This window comes from Vibrio atlanticus (assembly GCF_024347315.1).
Classification (GTDB): domain Bacteria; phylum Pseudomonadota; class Gammaproteobacteria; order Enterobacterales; family Vibrionaceae; genus Vibrio; species Vibrio atlanticus.
On sequence record NZ_AP025460.1, the window covers coordinates 2,292,923 to 2,313,955 of the forward strand.

Annotated in this window: 18 protein-coding genes; 6 read left to right on the top strand and 12 right to left on the bottom strand. The window is 44.0% G+C overall.

Features of this window, described 5'->3' with window-relative positions; translation table 11 throughout:
- The first annotated feature begins 215 nt into the window (after positions 1-215).
- Entirely contained in the window at positions 216-383 is a 168-nt protein-coding gene (locus OCV30_RS10180) for a hypothetical protein (RefSeq protein WP_017078977.1), read from the top strand.
- A gap of 113 nt (positions 384-496) precedes the next feature.
- Here the strand turns inward: OCV30_RS10180 and bioD are convergent, their stop codons facing one another.
- Genes bioD through bioB form a run of 4 tightly spaced genes read right to left on the bottom strand, consistent with a single transcriptional unit; the run spans position 497 to position 4,231 of the window.
- Positions 497-1,180, bottom strand: a complete 684-nt coding sequence (gene bioD / locus OCV30_RS10185; RefSeq protein ID WP_065679620.1) for a dethiobiotin synthase — start codon at positions 1,178-1,180, stop codon at positions 497-499.
- Positions 1,177-1,980, bottom strand: coding sequence for a malonyl-ACP O-methyltransferase BioC (gene bioC / locus OCV30_RS10190; RefSeq protein ID WP_065679619.1), 804 nt, complete (start codon positions 1,978-1,980; stop codon positions 1,177-1,179). Before bioC ends, bioD begins: the two co-directional genes overlap by 4 nt.
- A complete protein-coding gene (bioF, locus tag OCV30_RS10195) occupies positions 1,981-3,192 on the bottom strand; it encodes an 8-amino-7-oxononanoate synthase (protein ID WP_065679618.1) in 1,212 nt (403 codons plus the stop codon).
- Entirely contained in the window at positions 3,179-4,231 is a 1,053-nt protein-coding gene (gene bioB, locus OCV30_RS10200; protein WP_009848820.1) for a biotin synthase BioB, read from the bottom strand. Before bioB ends, bioF begins: the two co-directional genes overlap by 14 nt.
- Positions 4,232-4,390: 159 nt before the next feature.
- Here bioB and bioA point away from each other — a divergent pair, with 159 nt between their 5' ends.
- A complete protein-coding gene (bioA, locus tag OCV30_RS10205; protein ID WP_065679617.1) occupies positions 4,391-5,674 on the top strand; it encodes an adenosylmethionine--8-amino-7-oxononanoate transaminase in 1,284 nt (427 codons plus the stop codon).
- A gap of 457 nt (positions 5,675-6,131) precedes the next feature.
- A complete protein-coding gene (locus tag OCV30_RS10210) occupies positions 6,132-7,799 on the top strand; it encodes a response regulator (RefSeq protein ID WP_065679616.1) in 1,668 nt (555 codons plus the stop codon).
- 110 nt (positions 7,800-7,909) lie between these two features.
- Here the strand turns inward: OCV30_RS10210 and serS are convergent, their stop codons facing one another.
- The 5 genes from serS to lrp form a co-directional block, all read right to left on the bottom strand.
- On the bottom strand, positions 7,910-9,217 hold the full coding sequence (serS, locus tag OCV30_RS10215) for a serine--tRNA ligase (protein WP_004734554.1): 1,308 nt from the start codon (positions 9,215-9,217) through the stop codon (positions 7,910-7,912).
- 142 nt (positions 9,218-9,359) lie between these two features.
- Positions 9,360-10,715: a replication-associated recombination protein A gene (locus tag OCV30_RS10220; protein WP_017098146.1), complete on the bottom strand. Its 1,356-nt coding sequence runs from the start codon at positions 10,713-10,715 to the stop codon at positions 9,360-9,362.
- Positions 10,716-10,779: 64 nt separating this feature from the next.
- Positions 10,780-11,376: an outer membrane lipoprotein periplasmic chaperone LolA gene (lolA, locus tag OCV30_RS10225; protein WP_029222615.1), complete on the bottom strand. Its 597-nt coding sequence runs from the start codon at positions 11,374-11,376 to the stop codon at positions 10,780-10,782.
- Positions 11,377-11,451: 75 nt separating this feature from the next.
- Complete coding sequence (locus tag OCV30_RS10230; protein WP_065679615.1) at positions 11,452-14,589, bottom strand: DNA translocase FtsK 4TM domain-containing protein; 3,138 nt, start codon at positions 14,587-14,589, stop codon at positions 11,452-11,454.
- A gap of 163 nt (positions 14,590-14,752) precedes the next feature.
- Complete coding sequence (lrp, locus tag OCV30_RS10235) at positions 14,753-15,247, bottom strand: leucine-responsive transcriptional regulator Lrp (RefSeq protein WP_004734558.1); 495 nt, start codon at positions 15,245-15,247, stop codon at positions 14,753-14,755.
- Positions 15,248-15,403: 156 nt separating this feature from the next.
- On the opposite strand from lrp, the gene ald reads away from it, so the two are divergent.
- Entirely contained in the window at positions 15,404-16,528 is a 1,125-nt protein-coding gene (gene ald / locus OCV30_RS10240) for an alanine dehydrogenase (RefSeq protein WP_012604392.1), read from the top strand.
- Between the two features lie 11 nt (positions 16,529-16,539).
- Here the strand turns inward: ald and OCV30_RS10245 are convergent, their stop codons facing one another.
- The 3 genes from OCV30_RS10245 to cysB all read right to left on the bottom strand — a co-directional run bounded on the left by OCV30_RS10245 (position 16,540) and on the right by cysB (position 19,049).
- A complete protein-coding gene (locus OCV30_RS10245; RefSeq protein WP_261879030.1) occupies positions 16,540-16,662 on the bottom strand; it encodes a hypothetical protein in 123 nt (40 codons plus the stop codon).
- A 40-nt stretch (positions 16,663-16,702) separates the two neighbouring features.
- A complete protein-coding gene (locus OCV30_RS10250; protein WP_065679614.1) occupies positions 16,703-17,905 on the bottom strand; it encodes a methyltransferase in 1,203 nt (400 codons plus the stop codon).
- A gap of 169 nt (positions 17,906-18,074) precedes the next feature.
- Positions 18,075-19,049, bottom strand: a complete 975-nt coding sequence (cysB, locus tag OCV30_RS10255) for an HTH-type transcriptional regulator CysB (protein WP_009848858.1) — start codon at positions 19,047-19,049, stop codon at positions 18,075-18,077.
- A gap of 322 nt (positions 19,050-19,371) precedes the next feature.
- On the opposite strand from cysB, the gene OCV30_RS10260 reads away from it, so the two are divergent.
- Together OCV30_RS10260 and miaE are read left to right on the top strand one after the other, a co-directional pair.
- The gene (locus OCV30_RS10260) at positions 19,372-20,136 is read left to right on the top strand and encodes a hypothetical protein (protein ID WP_009848859.1); all 765 of its coding nucleotides are present in this window, start codon (positions 19,372-19,374) and stop codon (positions 20,134-20,136) included.
- Between the two features lie 98 nt (positions 20,137-20,234).
- A complete protein-coding gene (gene miaE / locus OCV30_RS10265; RefSeq protein WP_012604394.1) occupies positions 20,235-21,029 on the top strand; it encodes a tRNA isopentenyl-2-thiomethyl-A-37 hydroxylase MiaE in 795 nt (264 codons plus the stop codon).
- Positions 21,030-21,033: the final 4 nt, after the last annotated feature.

A 21,033-nucleotide genomic window follows, 5' to 3' on the forward strand; every position in this document is an offset into this window, starting at 1 on the left:
ATTTATTCCAACCTTGAAGACTTATACTTACTTATACATATAGTCTTAGATTAAGAAAACAAGGTTAAGCATTAAATTGCAACATTTGATTACGAGACCATATTCGAATCACCTCCAGTCTATTAGACCTAAGTCGTATGGTGTCGGTATAACAATCCGTTTACAGTGGCTTCAGATGATTTATTGGCTAGTCTATGTACAAAAAGGGAAGAATCATGGTTGAAGGTACTAACACTCAAATGGCTATCGATTTACTGTGCTGTCACCTAGGGATTACTGAAGAAGAAGCAAAAAAGCAGATTGGGATCCTAACACCGCAAACGGCACAGACAAAAATCACAGAAACACAACAAGCACTAATGGGACTTACAAAAGAACACTAACCCATAGCGACTTGTTCAAAGGCCAGTTGTTTATAAACTTATGGCCAAAAGGCTTAACATAGCAAAAGGGCTGCAATTGCAGCCCTTTTCTTGTTTAACGTATAACTCGAAGTTTAAAGGTCGAGCAATGGCTGTATATCAATATACTTACCAATGTTCTTAGACTTTGCTCTTGGCACATACGGAATTTCACCTAACTTCGGTGCACCTAGCTTATCTTCAAGCATCGCTATAATTTCAGCGTAATGTTCAGTACCTGGGTTAATGCGGTTTGCAACCCAACCCACTAGGTTCAGTCCATCAGCACGAATCACTTCTGCGGTTAGCAGTGCATGACTCAAACAGCCAAGCTTAATACCGACCGTCAATACCACTGGCAGCTGCTCTTTTTTGACCCAGCTAGACAAATATTCTTCATCAGAAACCGGTACACGCCAACCACCAGCACCTTCAACTAACACGATGTCAGAGTTTTGCTTATGCTCTGCCAACTTAGCTGATAATACGGTTTCATCAATCACGACACCATCATGCTTTGCTGCAATGTGTGGTGATGATGGTAACAACAACGCATACGGGTTAACGTCTTCGTAGGCGATATCTTGCGTCGCAGCTTCTTGAAGATGCAGTGCATCACTATTACGTAATCCCTCAGGGGATTGTTCACACCCTGCGGCAACTGGCTTGTAGCCTATTGTTGATAACTCTTGTGCGGCTAAAGCTTGAAGAATCGCTTTTGAAACCACAGTTTTTCCCACTTCGGTATCCGTACCTGCAATGAATAATGCATCAATCATAATTGAATAACCCCTAAACAAACTTGATATGTTGCTGGTAAGAAACCTTGATGGTTTTTAAACTCTCTATATTCCCGCTCAACAAGCTGCAACATTCGGCGACTTGTTAAACCTTGTGAGCGACCACTTACGTGATTAGCGCCGATACCTTTAAGGTCGCGCATCAGTTCAAACGCAGTGTCGTACCAAACGGTGATGGTGGGCAAGTCTAGTTGATGAGCAGTACAGCTAGATTGCGCTAACGCAATTTTTACCTGATTGATTGTAATAAAATGGTTAACGTGTTGATGTGTGTCAATTTTTGACCATGAGTTTTTCAGTTCAAACAGTGACCCATCAAGCAAAGTTGAGAAAATAACACGTCCCCCAAGCGAGGTGACACGCTTCATCTCCCTCAAGGGCGACGATAAATCGTCACACCATTGCAACGCAAGGCTAGAGAAAACAATATCAAAAGCCCCATCTTCGAATGGCAATAGCTCGGCATCAGCTTGTCGATATAAAGAGATCATTGCGCCACAGCGCTGTTCGGCTTTTTGCAGCATTCCAATAGAAAGGTCTGCGCATACCACTTCAGCGCCTCGTTCCACCAATTGCTGTGAGAAATAGCCAGTGCCACAACCTAAATCGAGCACCTTTAACCCAGAGAGGTCACTCGGTAACTTACCCAGCAGTCGGTGGCCGACATCGCGCTGGAATTCAGCGTGTTTGTCATAGGTTGTTGCTGCTTTGCCGAAGGCTTCGGCAATCGCACTCTTGTCTTGGCTTACGTAATTATCCACTACTGCTTCTTGTGACATTTACTGAGCCTCTTTCTCTAATTCAAAGTTCGATTCTAAGCTTGGTTTGATATTTAATTCGTCGTGTCGCTCCATTGCTTGAAGCAGAGAACTGGTTAACTGAAAAATCTGTTTCTGACTGTGGTTCGCCGTTAAGGTAATACGCAAACGAGCAGTCCCAATAGGCACCGTTGGTGGCCTTATTGCCGTTACCCAAACTTGGTTGCGCTTTAACTCTTCAGCAATAGATAGTGCTGCTTGGGCTTCGCCGATTAAAAATGGCTTGATCGGCGTCTGAGTATCAATAAAACCTTTCACACCATTCATCTGCTCTGCATAGAGAGCGCCTAGCTCCGTGAGTTTCTCACAACGCCACTCTTGCGTTTGAATCATCTGACATGCATGAGACAAAGCCACCGCTTGTGAAGGTGGCATTGCCGTCGAATACACATGATGACGCGCAAACTGAGTTAAGTAATCACCCACTTCTGACGAACAAAGAATCGCAGCACCAGAAAGGCCAAATGCTTTACCAAAGGTCACCACCAAGATATCAGGTGAGATTTGTGCGGCGTTGCAACTCCCTGCCCCGTTATCACCTAATACGCCAATACCGTGGGCATCATCAACCACCAACCAACTGTCGTATTGATTAGTCAGGCTAGATATCTGGCTGAGAGGCGCTTGATCACCATCCATGCTGAACACACCCTCAGTCACAACCAAGGATTGTGGAGTTTGACTCAATAGCGACTCTAAATGTTGCGTGTCGTTATGCTTAAAGCGTTTCATGGTTGCAGGTGAAAGCATCCCCGCTTCCATCAAAGAGGCGTGGTTGAGCTTATCTTGCAGTAGAAAATCGTCTTTTTCGAGCAGAGAAAACAATAAGGCTTGGTTAGCGCTGAAACCAGAGTTAAAGAGAATGGCGCGTTCAAAGCCAAGCCATTCACACAGCTGAGCCTCTAAATTTCGATGAGCAGGACTAAAGCCCGTGACCAATGGCGAAGCCGCACTGCCGGCACCATATTGGGAAAGTCCGGTTTGCCATGCATCGACCAGTTCAGGATCGTTTGCCAAACCTAAATAGTCATTACTCGAAAAATTAATGAAGCTAGAACCTTCGCTAGTAAGCAAAGGGCCATTACTGTTTTCGAGTACCTTAAGTTGACGAGTTAACCCTTGCTCACGGCGATGGACAAGGGCACTTTTGATACGTGATTTAAACAGTGGCATCGTAGAACATGTCATCTTTCGTTGGACGAGCAGCAACGCGCTCCACCACTTGATCTAACAGTTCATTTTCTTGAATTTCGTCTGGCTTCTGAGCCACCTGTTGGCTGTTGATACCTAACTTCTTAAACAGCTGCATGTCCGTGTCTTCATCTGGGTTTGGCGTAGTCAGTAGCTTACAGCCGTAGAAGATAGAATTCGCACCCGCCATGAAACACATCGCCTGCATCTGTTCGTTCATGTTCTCACGGCCTGCTGATAAACGAACCGCAGACATAGGCATCATGATGCGAGCAATCGCTATCAGTTTGACGAAGTCGAAAGACTCAACATCATCGACGTTTTCCATCGGTGTGCCTTTGACTTTTACGAGCATGTTGATTGGTACACTTTCTGGGTGAACAGGAAGGTTCGCAAGCTCTACAAGCAGGCCTGCACGGTCATTAGTACTTTCGCCCATACCAATAATACCACCAGAACAGATCTTCATACCGGCATCACGCACATGAGATAGCGTATCTAAACGGTCTTGGTAAGTACGAGTGGTGATAATACTGCCGTAGAACTCCGGAGACGTATCAAGGTTATGGTTGTAGTAATCCAAACCTGCGTCCGCTAGCTCACCTGCTTGGTCAGGCGTTAACATGCCTAGTGTCATACATGTTTCTAGGCCCATGCCTTTCACACCTTTGATCATGTCAGTTAGGTGAGGCATATCGCGTTCTTTCGGGTTTTTCCACGCCGCGCCCATACAGAAACGAGTCGAACCCGCGTTCTTGGCTTTTTGCGCCGCATCCAAAACACGCTCGACTTCCATTAAGCGTTCTTTGTCGACATCCGTCCGGTAGTGAGCACTTTGAGGGCAGTACTTACAATCTTCAGGACAAGCACCTGTCTTAATCGATAACAGTGTACTCACCTGCACGTGGTTGTGCTCTTGGTACTGTCTATGAACCACTTGAGCTTCAAACATTAAATCCATAAACGGTTTTTCAAGCAGTGCTCTTACTTCAGCAACTGTCCAGTCATGACGAACTTCCACGTGTCGATCCTTTTTTATTATTTGATGTTACATCTCTATCAATAGAGATTGTATTTATGCTTGGATAGTCTACCGACAAGCTTTAGACTGTCAACATATTGATAATATCAAAAGTTTACATTTGGCTACTTTCTAGCCATATCAAGAATGGAAGTTACTATGGATCTCGCCTTTGATCGCCAGCATATCTGGCATCCTTATACATCAACGTTGACACCTCTGACCTGCTATCCAGTCACCAACGCAGACGGCGTTTACCTAGAATTAGAGGGCGGAAAACGAATTATTGATGGTATGTCCTCTTGGTGGTCAACCATCCACGGCTACAATCATCCAGAGCTCAATGCTGCAGCTCACAGCCAAATCGATAAGGTTTCGCATGTTATGTTTGGAGGTATCACCCACCAACCTGCTATCGATTTATGTAAGAAACTTTTGAACCTAGCACCAAATAATCTCGAGCACGTATTCTTGGCTGATTCAGGTTCAGTCGCCGTAGAGGTTAGTCTCAAGATGGCCCTTCAATACTGGCATGCTAAAGGGCAACCTCGTTCAAAATTCCTCACACTGAGAGATGGCTATCACGGCGATACTTTTGCTGCAATGTCAGTGACCGATCCAGATAACTCGATGCACAGTCTCTACAAGGGATTTTTGCCTGAACACGTCTTTGCCGATTCACCAAAAACTGGCTTCTGGGATGAGTGGAACTCAAGTGACATCGATAGCTTTCGAGAAAAGCTAACGGTCCACCACAAAGAAGTGGCAGCTGTGATCTTAGAACCAATCGTTCAAGGCGCTGGCGGTATGCGCATTTACCACCCTGAATTCCTGAGACAAGTACGCTTGCTGTGTGATGAATTCAACGTATTGCTGATCTTGGATGAGATTGCGACTGGATTTGGTCGTACAGGGAAACTGTTTGCTTGCGAACATGCCGATGTTCAACCGGATATTTTATGCGTAGGTAAGGCGCTAACTGGTGGCTATATGACGCTGTCAGCGACACTTGCGAGTAAAGAAGTCGCTGACACGGTATGTGGCGGTGAAGCCGGGTGCTTTATGCACGGGCCAACCTTCATGGGCAACCCTTTAGCTTGTGCAGTAGGTGCAGCAAGTTTGTCCATCATAGAGCAAGGTCATTGGCAAAATCAGACTCATCAGATTGAACAACTCTTTTCTGAGTTACTACCACCTCTACTCAAGCATGACCTTGTCAAAGATGTTCGCTGGTTGGGCGCGATTGGCGTCGTTGAAACCCACACACCTGTCGATATGGAAACCATCCAAGCTCACTTTGTTGAACAAGGCGTTTGGATACGTCCGTTCGGTAAGTTGATTTATATGATGCCTCCTTTCATTAGCAAGGCTGAGCACATCGAACAACTTGTTTCATCTATTGATAAAGCCCTCCAACAATCTTCTTGCTTCAAACCAAGTTGATTTAACAAACATCATTTTAAAAACCTATAAGCCGCCCATAAAATACTAATGGCGGCTTCTCCTTCACGTGAAAAACCAGCCAACAAACACACCCCAAGCCATTGTTTTATCTTTGATTTGAACTCGAAAAACCCCACAAATAAATTTAATCCTCTCCATAAAAACAATTAGCAAAAGAGTGTTACCTATCGGGTAAAAAGCCATCATAAAATACGCGCCATTTTGGTACTGAATATAATGAATGACCTTCCTTATTCGAGTTCATCTCAGAATCAAATTAGCCAATATTTTTAACTCCTATTAGATAAAAATATTCGCAAAAAAAGAATCCAATTCTAGCGAAGGCTTATATCAACTTCGTAGAAACCTAACGCTTCTTGTTTTGTCGGTCGTGCAAGACATCAAGACAATCCGCAATAGCTACGTAATTCACGTCAGTAAATAATTTAAAGTAAGCATGAAATTAACCCAACTAAATGCACTTATCATTGATGACTCAACGATAGTGTTATCAACTATTCGTAATATGCTGGTTCATATTGGTTTTTCAGAACGTTTGATTGTCATTGCGAAATCACCTCGTGTTGCAATGACCATCACGAATGACACAACTTTTGATGTCATCATTTGTGATTACAACTTTGGTAACACGATCAACGGCAAACAGCTATTTGAAGAATTGAAGCAAGCCAACAGATTAAAAGATGACGGAATATTTATTCTTGTTACAGGTGAAAATTCAGCTCTATCGATACGCCCTATCCTTGAACTACGACCTGACAACTATTTGTTAAAACCGTTTAACCGCGAAACTCTAAAACAGCGCATCACCAGTTCCTTAAGGAAGAAGCTGATTTTACAAGACATTTATAAAGCTGAGAGAGAAAATAACTATGAAGCGGGCCTAGAGCATTGCGAAGGGCTTGCCGCGTTTCATCCCGAATACTTCGCAACAATCCAGCAATTTCGAGGGAGCTTTCTATCAAAACTAGAGCTCTACGAGGAAGCCAAGAATGTCTATCAGAAAGCGATAGATGAAGGCAGTTTTGATTGGGCTCAAGCAGGATTAGCAAACAGCCTTGCGAATTTGGGGCAGCTTAGCGAAGCACAGTCGATGATTGAAAGTTTGATCAATTCTGCGCCAACCTGCACTTTGTATCGAGACCAAGCAGCTCAAGTAAACCTGATCAGCAATAAGGTTCCGGCAGCCATTGCTCACTTCAAGTTAGCGAGTAAACTAACACCAGGTAACTCTGAGAGAGAGCTTGCAATCGCAAATCTATGCTTATCGGTTAATGATACTAAAACAGCGCTATTCCACTACCAAAACCATGTGCAAATCAATAAGGACACCTTTCGAGACAACCTATATATGAAGCTAAGTCATATACGATTCTTGCTCTATTGCGCCTCAGATGGCATCGATAAGCAAGCGAATTTGGGTCACGTCAATTACTTAATTTCGAAGATCCCTACCGAGGCAAGATCAGGGCTTCAAACTGACTTAGCACTTATCGCAGCTCACATCGAGATGGAAGCTAACCAATATCAAAAAGCAGTCACTATACTAACCGCATTGCACGATAAGAATGACTTTGATGCCTTCCCTGTGATTTATCACCATGCATGGTTATTGGATAGGATGAGCTGTGAAAACGAGTTTAAAATTGCGGAAAACCGTTGCAGCATGTTGATAGTGAAAACAGCGAGCGAGACAGTGGTTTCAAGTCAGATAACGATGTGCACTGAGATGAAACATCGCAACACCGCAAAAATGAACTGGCTCAAAGAGAAGAATATCGGCATCAAACTAGCAAAGTCAGACTACAAACAGGTGCTTGTGGCTTACTTAGATATTCATAAACGATGTCCGATGATCAAGAACGTATGTATGAATACGATAAAATTGCTCTCTGTTATTTGGCCTGATTCAATGGGTGCAAAACAAGTGCTAACCATCATCAAGCAATGTGACGAAGTGATCACACAGCTTTATACGATTGATGAGCTGACAAAAAACAACTATCAAAACTATTACCGAAAGGCGCTTCTGGCATGTAAGCAAGCAGACTTGGCCTGGAAACAAGCAAACAATACTTCCGAGGCTGCCTTCTCATATATGTAGCTTCTATTTAAACAACGTCCGCATACAAAAAAGGCTTTGCCATTACAGCAAAGCCTTTTAAATATTCTAACAAGTCAGATTAATCTAAATTTGATTAACCAAAATTGGCATTAGCCGATGTGCGTTACGCCGCCCATGTATGGTTGAAGTACTGTTGGGATAGCAATACGGCCATCTGCTTCTTGGTTGTTCTCAAGAATAGCAACCATAGTACGACCAACAGCAAGACCAGAACCGTTAAGTGTGTGTACAAGTTCAGGTTTCTTCTCGCCTTTACGACGGAAACGAGCTTGCATACGACGCGCTTGGAAATCCCACATGTTTGAACAAGAAGAAATTTCACGGTATGTCTCTTGTGCTGGAACCCAGACTTCTAAGTCGTAAGTTTTCGCAGAACCGAAGCCCATGTCACCCGTACATAGAATCACTTTACGGTAAGGAAGCTCTAGAAGTTGAAGTACTTTCTCAGCGTGACCTGTTAGCTCTTCAAGCGCTGCCATTGAGTCTTCTGGCTTAGTAATTTGTACTAATTCAACTTTGTCGAATTGGTGCATACGGATAAGACCACGAGTGTCACGACCGTAAGAACCCGCTTCAGAACGGAAACATGGAGTGTGAGCTGTCATCTTAAGTGGCAGTTCAGCTTCATCAGTAATCGTGTCACGAACCATGTTCGTTACCGGTACTTCCGCAGTAGGGATAAGCGATAACGTCTTAAGCGGTACATCACTTACTTGCTCAGTTAGCGGGCTTGTGTGGAACAAGTCTTCGCCGAACTTAGGAAGTTGACCAGTACCGTATAGGCTATCGTGGTTCACTAGGTAAGGTACGTACATTTCTGTGTAGCCGTGCTCATCAGTGTGAAGGTCCAGCATGAACTGAGCAATAGCACGGTGTAGACGTGCGAATTTGCCTTTCATCACGATAAAACGAGAACCCGAGATTTTAACTGCGCTAGCAAAATCAAGACCGCCAGACATTTCGCCAAGATCCACGTGATCTTTCACTTCGAAGTCGTAAGTCTTAGGTTGACCCCAACGAGAAACTTCTACGTTGTCGTCTTCATCTTTACCATCTGGCACTTCTGCGTCAGGTAGGTTAGGAATTGACATTGTGATCGTTTCTAGCTCAGATTGAAGCTCAGCCAATGTTACTTTAGCTTGGTCTAGTTCTGCGCCTAAGTTGCCTACTTCTGCAAGGATACGCTCAGCTTCTTCATGGTCGCCTTTTGCTTTCGCTTGACCAATGGACTTCGATCGAGAGTTACGTAACGCTTGTAGCTCTTCAGTTTTCATCTGAAGGGACTTACGTTTTTCTTCAAGTTCACGAATTGTCTCTACATCAAGGGTGAAGCCTCGACGTGCTAATTTTGCCGCTGTTTCATCCAGCTCAGCTCGAAGTAATTTAGAATCCAGCATTGCTAATCCTATGCTTTAGTTATTTGAATACTCAGTAGTTTGCTACTGAATCACTGCTAAACCCCTAAAACTGGTGCTATTTCGACCAATTTGTAACGATTTAATTGAATTTTTATGACTAGGTAACGATATCCAAAAAAGACTACTTTTCATAGCGTTTTTGTGGGCTTTTTGCGTCCAAATCCGCCAGATAATCTAGCTTCTCGCCAATTTTGGTCTCTAAGCCTCGTTTTGTTGGGAAATAGTATTGTGTTTCGCCCATTTCAGGCGGCAAATACTTTTCTCCAGCGGCATAGGCACCTGGTTCATCATGAGCATAACGGTATTCTTGCCCGTAGCCCATGTCCTTCATCAAAGTTGTGGGTGCATTTCTTAAATGATGAGGCACTTCATATTCAGGAAGATTATGCGCATCCGTTAAGGCTTGCTTCCAAGCCGTGTAAACGGCGTTACTCTTTGGTGCACACGCTAAATAGACAACTGCCTGAGCAATCGCACGCTCCCCTTCTGCTGGGCCAATACGAGTGAAGCAATCCCAAGCCGACATCGCAACCTGCATTGCTCTTGGATCAGCATTACCAATATCTTCAGAAGCAATCGCCAGCAAGCGTCTTACTATATACAAAGGGTCACAACCCGCTGCAATCATTCGCGCCGACCAATACAACGCAGCATCGGGATTAGAGCCACGAATCGACTTGTGAACGGCGGAGATTAGGTCGTACCAAATATCACCCTTGTTATCGAAACGAGCAACCTTCTCACCAGCCACCTCAGCTAACAACTGCAATGTTATCGCTTTCTCGCCTTTGTCGTTGTCTTCCGCCATGTCATACAGCAGCTCTAGATAGTTGAGCGACATACGTGCATCACCGTTGACCAGCTCCGCAAGACGATCTAATACGTTATCAGCAAAATCAGCCGACACATCACCCAAGCCACGCTGTTTATCTTCAATGGCTTGGCGAATGACGAGGGAGATATCCTCAGTATTAAGCGAAGTCAGTTTGTAGACACGCGCACGTGATAACAAAGCGTTGTTTAACTCAAAAGAAGGGTTTTCTGTGGTCGCGCCGATAAACGTAACCGTGCCATCTTCGATATGAGGTAAGAACGCATCTTGCTGACTTTTGTTAAAGCGATGGACTTCGTCCACAAATAAAATCGTTCTACGCCCTGCTTGCTTGTTCTCACGCGCTTTTTCAATGGCGATACGAATGTCTTTTACACCCGAAGTCACTGCTGACACGCGCTCGACTTCTGCATTGGCGTAATTAGCTGCCACTTCTGCCAGCGTGGTTTTACCGGTGCCCGGAGGCCCCCATAAAATCATGGAGTGGATATGGCCCGCCTCCAACGCTCTGCGAAGGGGTTTACCTGGACCTAATATATGCTGCTGACCAATATACTGTTCAACAGTTTCAGGTCTCATACGAGCAGCAAGGGGACGAAAATCTTCGTCCCCTGCAAAATCTAAGCTGTAATTACTCAATTGCAATCTCTTGATTCGTTGATGGCATCAATGCCTATCGACTTACTACCAAACGATCTGCCAGTTTGGATCAGTTTCTTTGGTCGTCGACCTCGACACCTTCTGGCGCCACAAAAGTAAAACGGTCTGCAGCAGGTTTACCTAAGTCAACATTGTTAAAGGTAAACTCACCTTTTTGGCCGTCTTGTTCAATCACATTAAAGCCCTGAACAATGCCTTTCTCGGTGATGTTAATCTGGAAATCGCCCTGATTAGAGTCCACAGCCGTTGGCGTTAGCGTAAATTGGTTACCCGTTTGCGCGACGTTGTAGTTGTCCCAATCGCTTTCTTGGTTACGAGTCAGCAATACAAATGGCGTTTGCGATGTGGCTTGTTCTTGCCAGTAAATGCTCACTTGTTCAATGAACGGACTGTAGTACCACAAGCTTTGACCATCAGAGACCAATAGGTTTTCATCAGGGAAAGTCGTTTCCCAACGGAACAAGCTAGGGCGTGCAATCTCTACTGTGCCCTCGCCTTCCATCACAACATCACCGTCAGGGCTGGTGACAACTTGTTTAAAGTCAGCGCTAAAACCTGCATTCAGCGACAAGCGGCTACTCAACTCTTCTTTCGGAGAAGCAAATACTGAGAAGCTCATAAATAAAAGTGCGAATACTTTTTTCATCAATAATCCTGTTAGAACATAAGTCGGTCATGTTTTGGTTTTGACCGACTGAATAGTTATGAGTTCCTATTGGAACTAATCTTTTGGTGGCGCTGGCGCCAAGACTTCTCGGTTACCGTTATGTCCTGGAGCACTGACAATACCTTGAGCTTCTAATTGCTCAACAATTCGTGCGGCACGGTTGTAGCCGATCTTAAATCGACGTTGCACACCAGAAACTGAACCTCGGCGTGAATGAACCACATGTTCGACAACTTGATCAAACAGAGGATCGACTTCTTCATCGCCTTCCATCTTCTCACCCGGCAACAGTGTTTCTGGGGTTTGGTCGCCGTTCGTAATCTCTTCAATATAGTTTGGCTTACCGCGTGCTTTCCAGTTATTCACGACCGCGTGTACATCATCATCAGATGCAAACGCACCGTGTACACGAGTTGTGTGGCTTGAACCCGGTGGCAAGTACAACATATCACCCATACCAAGTAGTGACTCAGCACCACCTTGGTCAAGAATGGTTCGAGAGTCTGTTTTGGTTGATACGGTAAAGGCTACACGTGTCGGGATATTGGCTTTAATAAGACCCGTAATAACATCCACTGACGGGCGCTGAGTCGCTAGGATCAAGTGAACACCCGCCGCACGTGCTTTTTGTGCCAAACGAGCAATCAACTCTTCAACTTTCTTACCCACTACCATGATTAAATCGGCGAATTCATCGACGACAACTACGATGTAAGGCAGTTTTTCCAATAATGGTGCTTCAGGGTCCATGCTGTCGCCCGGTTTCCACAGAGGATCATGAATTGGGTGACCCGCTTCCGCAGCCATCTTCAATTTGTCGTTGTAGCCTTTAATGTTACGAACACCAAGTGCCGACATCAGTTTATAACGACGTTCCATTTCGCCAACACACCAACGAAGGGCGTTAGACGCATCTTTCATGTCGGTAACGACTTCAGACAATAGATGTGGAATACCTTCATAGATAGACAATTCCAACATTTTCGGGTCAATCATGATGAAACGAACGTCTTCAGGCGATGCCTTGTAAAGCATACTCAAGATCATCACGTTCACACCCACCGATTTACCAGAGCCGGTGGTACCTGCAACCAGTACGTGTGGCATCTTCGATAAATCAGCAATAACCGCTTCACCTGCAATATCTTGTCCTAGAACAACGGTCGTTGGTGACGTCGCTTCTTGGAACTGAGGGCTACCTACCACATCGGAGAAGAATACGGTTTGACGGCTCATGTTCGGCAATTCCAAACCAACATAAGGTTTACCCGGTATTACCTCTACGACACGCACTGCCAATGCAGAAAGTGAACGCGCTAAGTCCATAGAAAGACCAGAAATACGGCTCACTTTCACGCCAGGAGCCAGATCGAGTTCGAATCGAGTAATGACAGGGCCAGGGAAGATATCAACCACATCTGCCTTTATCTTGTAGTCCGCTAGCTTAGATTCAACAAGACGAGCAATCGCCTCTAGTGCATCGCGGTCAATAAAGGTTTCACGTTTTTCAGGGTGGAACAACAGCTCAAGTGTTGGCAATGGCTCGGCAGGTTTGGGCAAATTCACATCTTGCTGTACCAAGAACGGGTTTTGTGTCGCCGCCATATTCGCTTGCGCTTCAGATACCAGATTTTGGAATGCTGCTACATCTTGGTCTTGGTGCACAGACTCATCTTCCGTGACCTCTTCCCATGGAAGATCAACAGCCTGCTCTTGAGCTTGTTCGTTAGTTTGCTCAAACTCCGCATTACCTTGTTGGGCAGCGAAAGGCTCTTGTTGCTCAGTATTAACATCTTCAATCGATACAGGTTGGAACACTGAAGCTTGTTCATCTTGCTCTTCCGCCATATCAAACGGAGATGCTTGCACTGAAGAGGCGTCTTCGATTGTTTCTTCTGTTTCATCCACTTGCGAAGCATATAAAGATTCAGGCTGAACGTCTTCTGCACCGAGTTCACCCTCGACTTCAGAGGAACTATCCGTTGCTGTTTCAGCACTATCAAAATCACTATGAGTTGGACTAACTTCTGCTTGTTCGTTTTGCATGTATTGTTGATACGCAACCTGAGATTCATGTGCATCAACTTGCTCTTGAGCCGCTAGATCATCTTCATACATTGCAGCATTCTCTAGCTGCTCTATCGTTGCATTCAACTGCTTCGAGCGCTCAATGCCCTCTTCCAAAGGCTCTTCTGGCGCTTGGTAAACAGGCGCAGCAGGGATCGGCTCAGGTTCAACTTCAGGTTGACGTTGAATATCAGACACTTCTTGAGCTGAAGCGTCTTGCTTCGCTGGCGCCTCGACAGGCATATGAATATTGTAATGGCGCTTCGGCGACGCGGCACTGTCTAGCGCATTTGTCGCCACGTCTGAAGAATCATTGGTCGCTGAGAAGCTCATCGCAGGATCTAGTAGATCATGCTCTTTTGATTCTTTGTTATCTTCTAAAGCAGGAACATCACGGTAACTCGGCTCTTGATGACGTTCTTCGATTAAATCGCGGTCTGCCGATTCTGTTAACTGAGGTTCAAGCAGCTCTTGATCTTGGCCGCGCGCCTTATTAACGGCTGACGTAAAGAATTTGATTGCACACTCGCCTAACCATTCAACAATACTTAACCAGGAGATGCCCGTTAATAGGGTAAAGCCAGCTCCCCATAAGAAAAGAAGAACCAACGTACTGCCCAGAACGTTCAGCGTTGGAAGTGCAAGACTTGTTAATACATCACCGACTACACCACCAGATGAAAAGTACCAAATATCATCGAAGTTGATATCCGCTAAACCACAACTAGTAAGAATAAGGACAGTCAGTCCAAGTAAACGAGTACCCCACAGCATGAAATCGATCTGCTCATCTTCATTACGTTTACGGAATAATACCCACGCAGCAACCGTCACCAAGATAGGCAAAGGATAAGCTAAAGAACCAAACACAAAGAAAAGCGTATCCGCCAACCATGCACCTACGTAACCTCCTGCATTTTGAATATCACCACCCCAAGCCGTTTGCGACCATGATGGGTCAGCAGGGCTAAAAGTTAATAACGCAACGGCAAGTAGAATAGAGAAGAGAACACCTAGAATTAGGCTGCACTCTTTTAGACGTTGAGAACCACTTAAACGAGGAGACTGAGGCTCTTCACTCGTTTTAATGATTGTTTCTACTTTATTACTGCTCTGCTTGAACATAAACCAACTTAATAATTAAACAGGATAAAAACATCTCGAGCGGCAATAGCCGCTCGTTTCAATGAAACTACTGTTGATTTAACCATATCAAACAGAAAAACCCAATTCCAGAAAGCAAGAAAGCGGAACAAATGTCCGCTTTCTTTCATTTCACCAATTGTGATTAACGAGTTTTAATCACAAGTTGATTGGTTTGTTTCACTTCTTCCATTACAACGTAAGTTCGAGTGTCGTTTACGCCTGGTAGACGAAGTAACGTATCACCCAGTAGCTTACGGTAAGCACCCATATCAGATACACGTGTTTTTAGAAGATAGTCAAAATCACCCGACACTAAATGACACTCTTGGATGTCATCCAGTTTCTGCACAGCGGTGTTGAATTGTTCGAACACATCTGGCGCACCACGGTTCAACGTAATTTCAACAAACACTAAAAGTGAAGCATCAAGGTACTGTGGGTTCAGCAATGCTGTGTACCCAGTAATGTAACCTTGACGCTCTAAACGACGAACACGCTCAAGACATGGAGTTGGAGAAAGTCCTACTCGTTTTGAGAGTTCAACGTTTGAGATACGACCGTCTTTTTGCAACTCATTAAGAATGTTGCGGTCAATACGATCTAGTTCCTTGGACGGCTTCTTATAATTGTCTGCCATTTTTTATTCCACCTTATTACTTCCTTGCAAAAAAATATACTACAACTTTTTAATATTCAGTATCAAATTTTACTTAAACATATCTATACTAGATATTAATTCGACAGAATTACCCTACACATAGATAAAACAACCAAAATAAAATGAGGAGTCAGGATGATCATTGGCGTACCTAAGGAAATCAAGAACCACGAATACCGCGTTGGTATGACCCCAGCTAGCGTGAGAGAACTAATCTCACACGGCCACCAAGTTTTTGTAGAAACCAATGCCGGTAATGGTATCGGTTTTTCAGACGATGATTACATCGCTGTAGGCGCATCCATTCTTCCTACTGCTGCTGACGTTTTCGCGAAAGCAGAAATGATTGTAAAGGTTAAAGAACCTCAAGCTGTCGAGCGAGCTATGCTTCGCGAAGGGCAAATATTATTTACCTATTTACACCTTGCACCAGATTTTCCACAAACTGAAGAGCTGATCAAGAGCAAAGCTGTCTGCGTAGCCTATGAGACTGTAACAGATAATATGGGTCGCTTGCCACTATTAGCACCAATGTCTGAAGTCGCTGGTCGCATGTCTATTCAAGCAGGTGCACAAACACTAGAGAAATCTAACGGTGGTTGTGGTCTTCTTCTTGGCGGCGTTCCTGGTGTTGAGCCAGCAAAAGTTGTTGTTGTTGGCGGCGGTGTTGTTGGTGCTAACGCAGCACGTATGGCTGTTGGCCTTCGCGCAGACGTAACCATTCTTGATCGCAACGTAGATACGCTTCGTCGTCTTGATGAAGAATTCCAAGGTCGCGCAAAAGTGGTTTATTCTACTGAAGACGCTATTGAGAAGCATGTTCTAGAAGCAGACCTAGTGATTGGTGCCGTACTAATCCCAGGCGCAGCCGCTCCTAAACTTGTTACAAAAGATCACATCGCTAAGATGAAGCCAGGTTCAGCGGTTGTTGATGTTGCAATCGACCAAGGTGGTTGTTTTGAAACTTCACATGCAACGACTCACGCTGATCCAACTTACATCGTTGATGACGTAGTTCACTACTGTGTTGCTAACATGCCAGGTGCCGTTGCTCGTACTTCTACTTACGCACTAAACAATGCAACACTTCCTTACATTGTTAAGCTAGCGAACAAAGGCTACCGCGAAGCACTTCTATCTGATGAAGGTTTCCTAGAAGGTCTAAACGTAATCCACGGTAAAGTGACTTGTAAAGAAGTTGCAGAGAGCTTTGACCTAGAATACGTCGCGCCGGCAGAAGCAATCGCAATGTTTAACTAATGATGTAATGACTAACTGAACGCAATAACCTTCTCGTTGAAGCGTTCAGTTAATTCAGACACATTAAACAAAAAGCCAGTACGACATAATGTCGCGCTGGCTTTTTTGTATTTATCACTTTGTTTTGCATTCATGATTTTAGATCGTAAAAACACGTACCAGTGCTGTTTACCGTTAGCGCTCGATCTTAACCCCATGAATCAATAGGTTTCTTGGCGTTACACTACGTTCGCAGAACTCTTCAATCGAAGCTTGATAACCTTGTTCTTGCAGATAAATGGCACGATCCAAGGCCAACCATACCTCTAAAGGTCTTCTAAAGACTTGTTGAACTAAACTCAGCTTTTCCATTTCCCAGAAAAGCGCTTCGCCTTGAATTAAATAAGAGTCAAAATCAATATCTGAACCCAGCGATATATCTTTCACTTTAGATGCCCAGCAACAAAATGATTCAAAACCTTCGGATAGCTCCGATTTCTTGATGCTTGGTACAGGAATGTACTCGTCGACACCAAGCTCACCCTTAAGTAGTTGGCTAAAGCCTAATCGGTAACTCATTTCTAACTGACGGTGTCTTTTTACTCTTTCACCACCAGTGACAGTTTCTTGAAGCGGGATTCTTAAGTCGCTCTTGCTCAACGTTAATGCTGAGCTTTTCGCAACGGATGACATCGATTGGTAGCTTTCATCGCGAATAAGGTGGTAGCAACATGGAGAAATGGTGACTGCAGGAAGCCCATGTGAAACAGATTTTTTCACTAATTCGACATGAAGGTCACCACAAGCATGAAGAGCAACAGCATGTTGGTTTGAGTTAAACACCCGATCTGCATCTTTTGAAAACGCGTCACCTTGAACAAAGTCCATCTCTAGTTTCTGGTCATCTGCAATCTTTTGCCCGCTTTCACACAGTGACTGTTGCCACTCAAAGCTAGTGACCTTTTGATCTGATTGCTGAGATAAGATTCGACCGAGAAAGCCTTTGCCAGAACACCATTCAAGCCACTCTTTACCATGATGCTCTTTTAATGAAGCCTCTCCCATCGCGACAATTTGTTGCAGCTTCCTGCCGGGAATACCATCGGCAGTACCGCGCGGAAGATCAAGCCCAACTAAAGCCGAATTATCAAACTGGATGTGTTGATTGGCATTCCCTAACTCTGGGAGAAAACGCATAAGTTCCGAAATCAGAACTTGAGGCTGTTCTTTTAGCGTTTGAATGCGTTCAATACTCAAACCATCTAACCAATCGACAAGTGGAAGGTTCACGTCTGTCCATGGCTGATCGTGAGTTTGGCATAGGTGAAAAGGCTCTGAACGCCAGTAAATCTGGTGCTCTAGCAAAAATGAATCGAGTATTTTGAATCGTGAATGCATGCTTCCCCCTATGATGCGAGGATTGTAGGGGTAAGAGGCCAAAATGGAAAGGAAGGTTACAAATTGAGGTTGTATAAAGACAACCTACCGGCAAGAAAACCACAAATGAGCTTAAATGAAAACGGCCTGTAAACAGGCCGAATTGGGTATCTAGGTAAGACTATCACCCTCAACGAACGGGTAAGTCGATGTCTTTAAACATCTCTTCGATCTCTTCATTCGATTTCAAAGAAATAGCTTGCTCAACTACTGGGCGAGTTAAGTGCGGTGCAAAACGCTCCATAAAGTCAAACATGTAAGAACGCAGGAAAGTGCCTTTTCTAAAGCCAATGCTTGTGGTGCTAGCACCAAACAGATGGCTCGCGTCAATCGCAACCAAGTCTGTATCTTGCTCGTGGTCAATCGCCATGCTTGCAATTACACCCACCCCGATCCCCATCCGAACATAAGTTTTAATCACATCAGCATCCGTCGCGGTAAACACAACACGCGGTGTTAAGCCTACTTTGTTAAATGCTGTATCCAGCTCAGAACGGCCAGTAAAACCAAATACATAAGTCACGAGAGAATAAGCGGCAAGATCTTCAATCGAGATATTTCGTTTCTGTGCAAGAGGGTGATCTTTCGTTACCACGATCGAACGGTTCCAATGATAACAAGGCAGCATAATTGCATCTTGATAAAGGTGTAGCGCTTCCGTTGCAATCGCAAAGTTCGCTGTACCCTTAGCTACCGCTTCTGACATCTGGCTTGGCGTACCTTGATGCATGTGAAGCGACACTTTTGGATAACGCGCCGTGAAACCTTTAATCACATCAGGGAGTGCATAACGAGCTTGAGTATGAGTGGTTGAAATATTCAATGTGCCCATCTCAGGATGAGTGTGCTCACCTGCAACCGCTTTAATACTCTCAACACGAGCCAAAATCTCTTGAGAGATACGAATAATATCCTCACCGGCTTGTGTAACCTGAGTTAAATGCTTACCGCTACGCTCAAATATTTGAATGCCTAGCTCGTCTTCAAGTAATCTAACCTGTTTACTTATGCCGGGCTGAGATGTGTACAAACTCTCTGCTGTCGCTGAAACATTTAGGTTATGGTTTAGAACCTCAACAATGTACTTCAGTTGCTGTAACTTCATATCTAACCTCGTAATCCTTTACTCATTTCTGCGCTAACTTATTTGCAAATAGAGCGTTATAGTCTCGTGTAATATAATTAATAGTTATAACGCTTCGAGAACTAAAATGACAGAAATATCGAGCTTTTAAAGCGTAACAAATAAAAATATCACTGACGCTTTGTAAGCCACTCCTCATTCTCACACATTAGTTAGTAAATTTTGATTGCCGATTGCACTCAACAAGAGATAATCAAAAATTGTAATTTACAAGTGCCTATACACAATGGAATCGTGTATCCTCTCTAGTTAGCTATAGAAAACAATAAGCAGACACAAATATATGAATATTGGTTTAATAATCGCCTTGGTAGCCGTGCTTTTGGTGTTGGTTTTAGGCTACAACATCATGCTTCAATACAAAGTTAAGGTAGAAACAACGAAGAAACAGGAAGCTTCTCGTTATCTAACCATTATAGATGGAACAGAAGAGTTAATTGGCAATGCTCACCACATGCCGTTTAGCCAAGATCTTCTTATATGCTTAAACAATCGAATTCTTGATGCATTAGTTAATATGTATGAACTCGATCCTAAAAATAAGCAGCTTGCCCAACGCATCGAAAGCGTAAAGCAACAAATAACTCAGCTTAAAGAGAATCACCAAGGGGGCGAAAGCACCGCTTTTCGCATGCCTAGTAGTGACAAACAAGCAATCATGATGCTTAAGCTAGTTAAACGCTTGCGTGACACGGTTCGTAACGAGCACAATAAAGGACGTTTTAATACTCAAGCTTTTGTGGTTGAAAACGCTCGCTTAGAAACAATCCAAATTCGCATCAACATCGAGAATGTTATCAAACGTGCAAATGACTCGATATCTCGTGGACAGCCTGGCACAGCGATTCAACTGTTGCGCAAAGGCATCGATGCATTAGCCACTAAAAACGACGCATACTCCAATCAAGCGAAAGACAAGCTACAACAGATGCTTGACGATCTTGATCAGAAGCGCCTAAATAAAAACGCAGAAGATTTACAGCAGATGGAATCGAAAGAGCGTGAAGATGACATGGATGCTCTATTCGGTCAGAAGAAAAAATGGTAACGCTCTAACTCAACACTTAAAGGCCGCTCTATTTAAATTAGCGGCCTTTTTTGTACCTGTGGAATTTCCTTTCTCCGTATAGGGGGATCTCTTAAGCTGTGATAAAATCCCGCATTATCAACAAACTTGCCCTTACCATGTATCAAGAATTATTAGCCCCTATACACTCTTTTCTTAAAGCTGAAACGCCAGATTCATGGATAGATGAAGCCAAGAAGCCTGAAAACCTTCATATCATTCTACGCGATCACATGCTTTGTGAACTTAAAGCAGCTCAAAGTGCTTTGTTCCTTATCCGTAAATATGCGGTAGATAAAGAAAGCGCGAAGCAACTGAATGAGTGGATTTTGCCCTACGAGCAATTTGCTTACCGTCGTATTGGAGACTTGGAGTCTCTACGTGGTAAAAGTAATGTATCAAAGCAAATTACAGCGAAAGAAGGCTGTAATTACGGTGCTGACTTGATCGATAAAATGGTATTGCTGATCAAAGAAGAGCTGCATCACTTCTACCAAGTGATGGAATTGATGGTAAAAAAAGGCGTGACTTATCAACCGATCGAGGCGGGCCGCTACGCTAAGGGTTTAATCAAGCAAGTTAAGACTTACGAGCCTGATGCTCTAGTTGATAAGCTTATTATTGGTGCATTTATTGAAGCTCGCTCTTGTGAACGCTTTGCTAAACTGGCTCCTTTCTTAGAAGAAGACATGGAAAAGTTTTACGTATCTCTACTTCGTTCAGAAGCTCGTCACTATCAAGACTATCTTGAACTCGCGGAACAAATCGCAGGGAAAGATATCTCTGAGCGTATTGCTCATTTTGCGCAAGTTGAAGCAGAACTTATCACTTCAGAAGACAGCGACTTTAAGTTTCATAGTGGCGCTCCGGTTTAAGCCG

Coding starts and splice junctions, on each gene's coding strand:
- ald (WP_012604392.1), top strand. CDS start 15,404: ATGATCATTGGCGTACCTAAGGAAATCAAGAACCACGAATACCGCGTT.
- lrp (WP_004734558.1), bottom strand. CDS start 15,247: ATGGCAGACAATTATAAGAAGCCGTCCAAGGAACTAGATCGTATTGAC.
- bioC (WP_065679619.1), bottom strand. CDS start 1,980: ATGTCACAAGAAGCAGTAGTGGATAATTACGTAAGCCAAGACAAGAGT.
- serS (WP_004734554.1), bottom strand. CDS start 9,217: ATGCTGGATTCTAAATTACTTCGAGCTGAGCTGGATGAAACAGCGGCA.
- OCV30_RS10250 (WP_065679614.1), bottom strand. CDS start 17,905: ATGCATTCACGATTCAAAATACTCGATTCATTTTTGCTAGAGCACCAG.
- OCV30_RS10245 (WP_261879030.1), bottom strand. CDS start 16,662: ATGAATGCAAAACAAAGTGATAAATACAAAAAAGCCAGCGCGACATTA.
- cysB (WP_009848858.1), bottom strand. CDS start 19,049: ATGAAGTTACAGCAACTGAAGTACATTGTTGAGGTTCTAAACCATAAC.
- OCV30_RS10210 (WP_065679616.1), top strand. CDS start 6,132: ATGAAATTAACCCAACTAAATGCACTTATCATTGATGACTCAACGATA.
- bioA (WP_065679617.1), top strand. CDS start 4,391: ATGGATCTCGCCTTTGATCGCCAGCATATCTGGCATCCTTATACATCA.
- OCV30_RS10180 (WP_017078977.1), top strand. CDS start 216: ATGGTTGAAGGTACTAACACTCAAATGGCTATCGATTTACTGTGCTGT.
- OCV30_RS10260 (WP_009848859.1), top strand. CDS start 19,372: ATGAATATTGGTTTAATAATCGCCTTGGTAGCCGTGCTTTTGGTGTTG.
- bioF (WP_065679618.1), bottom strand. CDS start 3,192: ATGCCACTGTTTAAATCACGTATCAAAAGTGCCCTTGTCCATCGCCGT.
- OCV30_RS10230 (WP_065679615.1), bottom strand. CDS start 14,589: ATGTTCAAGCAGAGCAGTAATAAAGTAGAAACAATCATTAAAACGAGT.
- lolA (WP_029222615.1), bottom strand. CDS start 11,376: ATGAAAAAAGTATTCGCACTTTTATTTATGAGCTTCTCAGTATTTGCT.
- bioD (WP_065679620.1), bottom strand. CDS start 1,180: ATGATTGATGCATTATTCATTGCAGGTACGGATACCGAAGTGGGAAAA.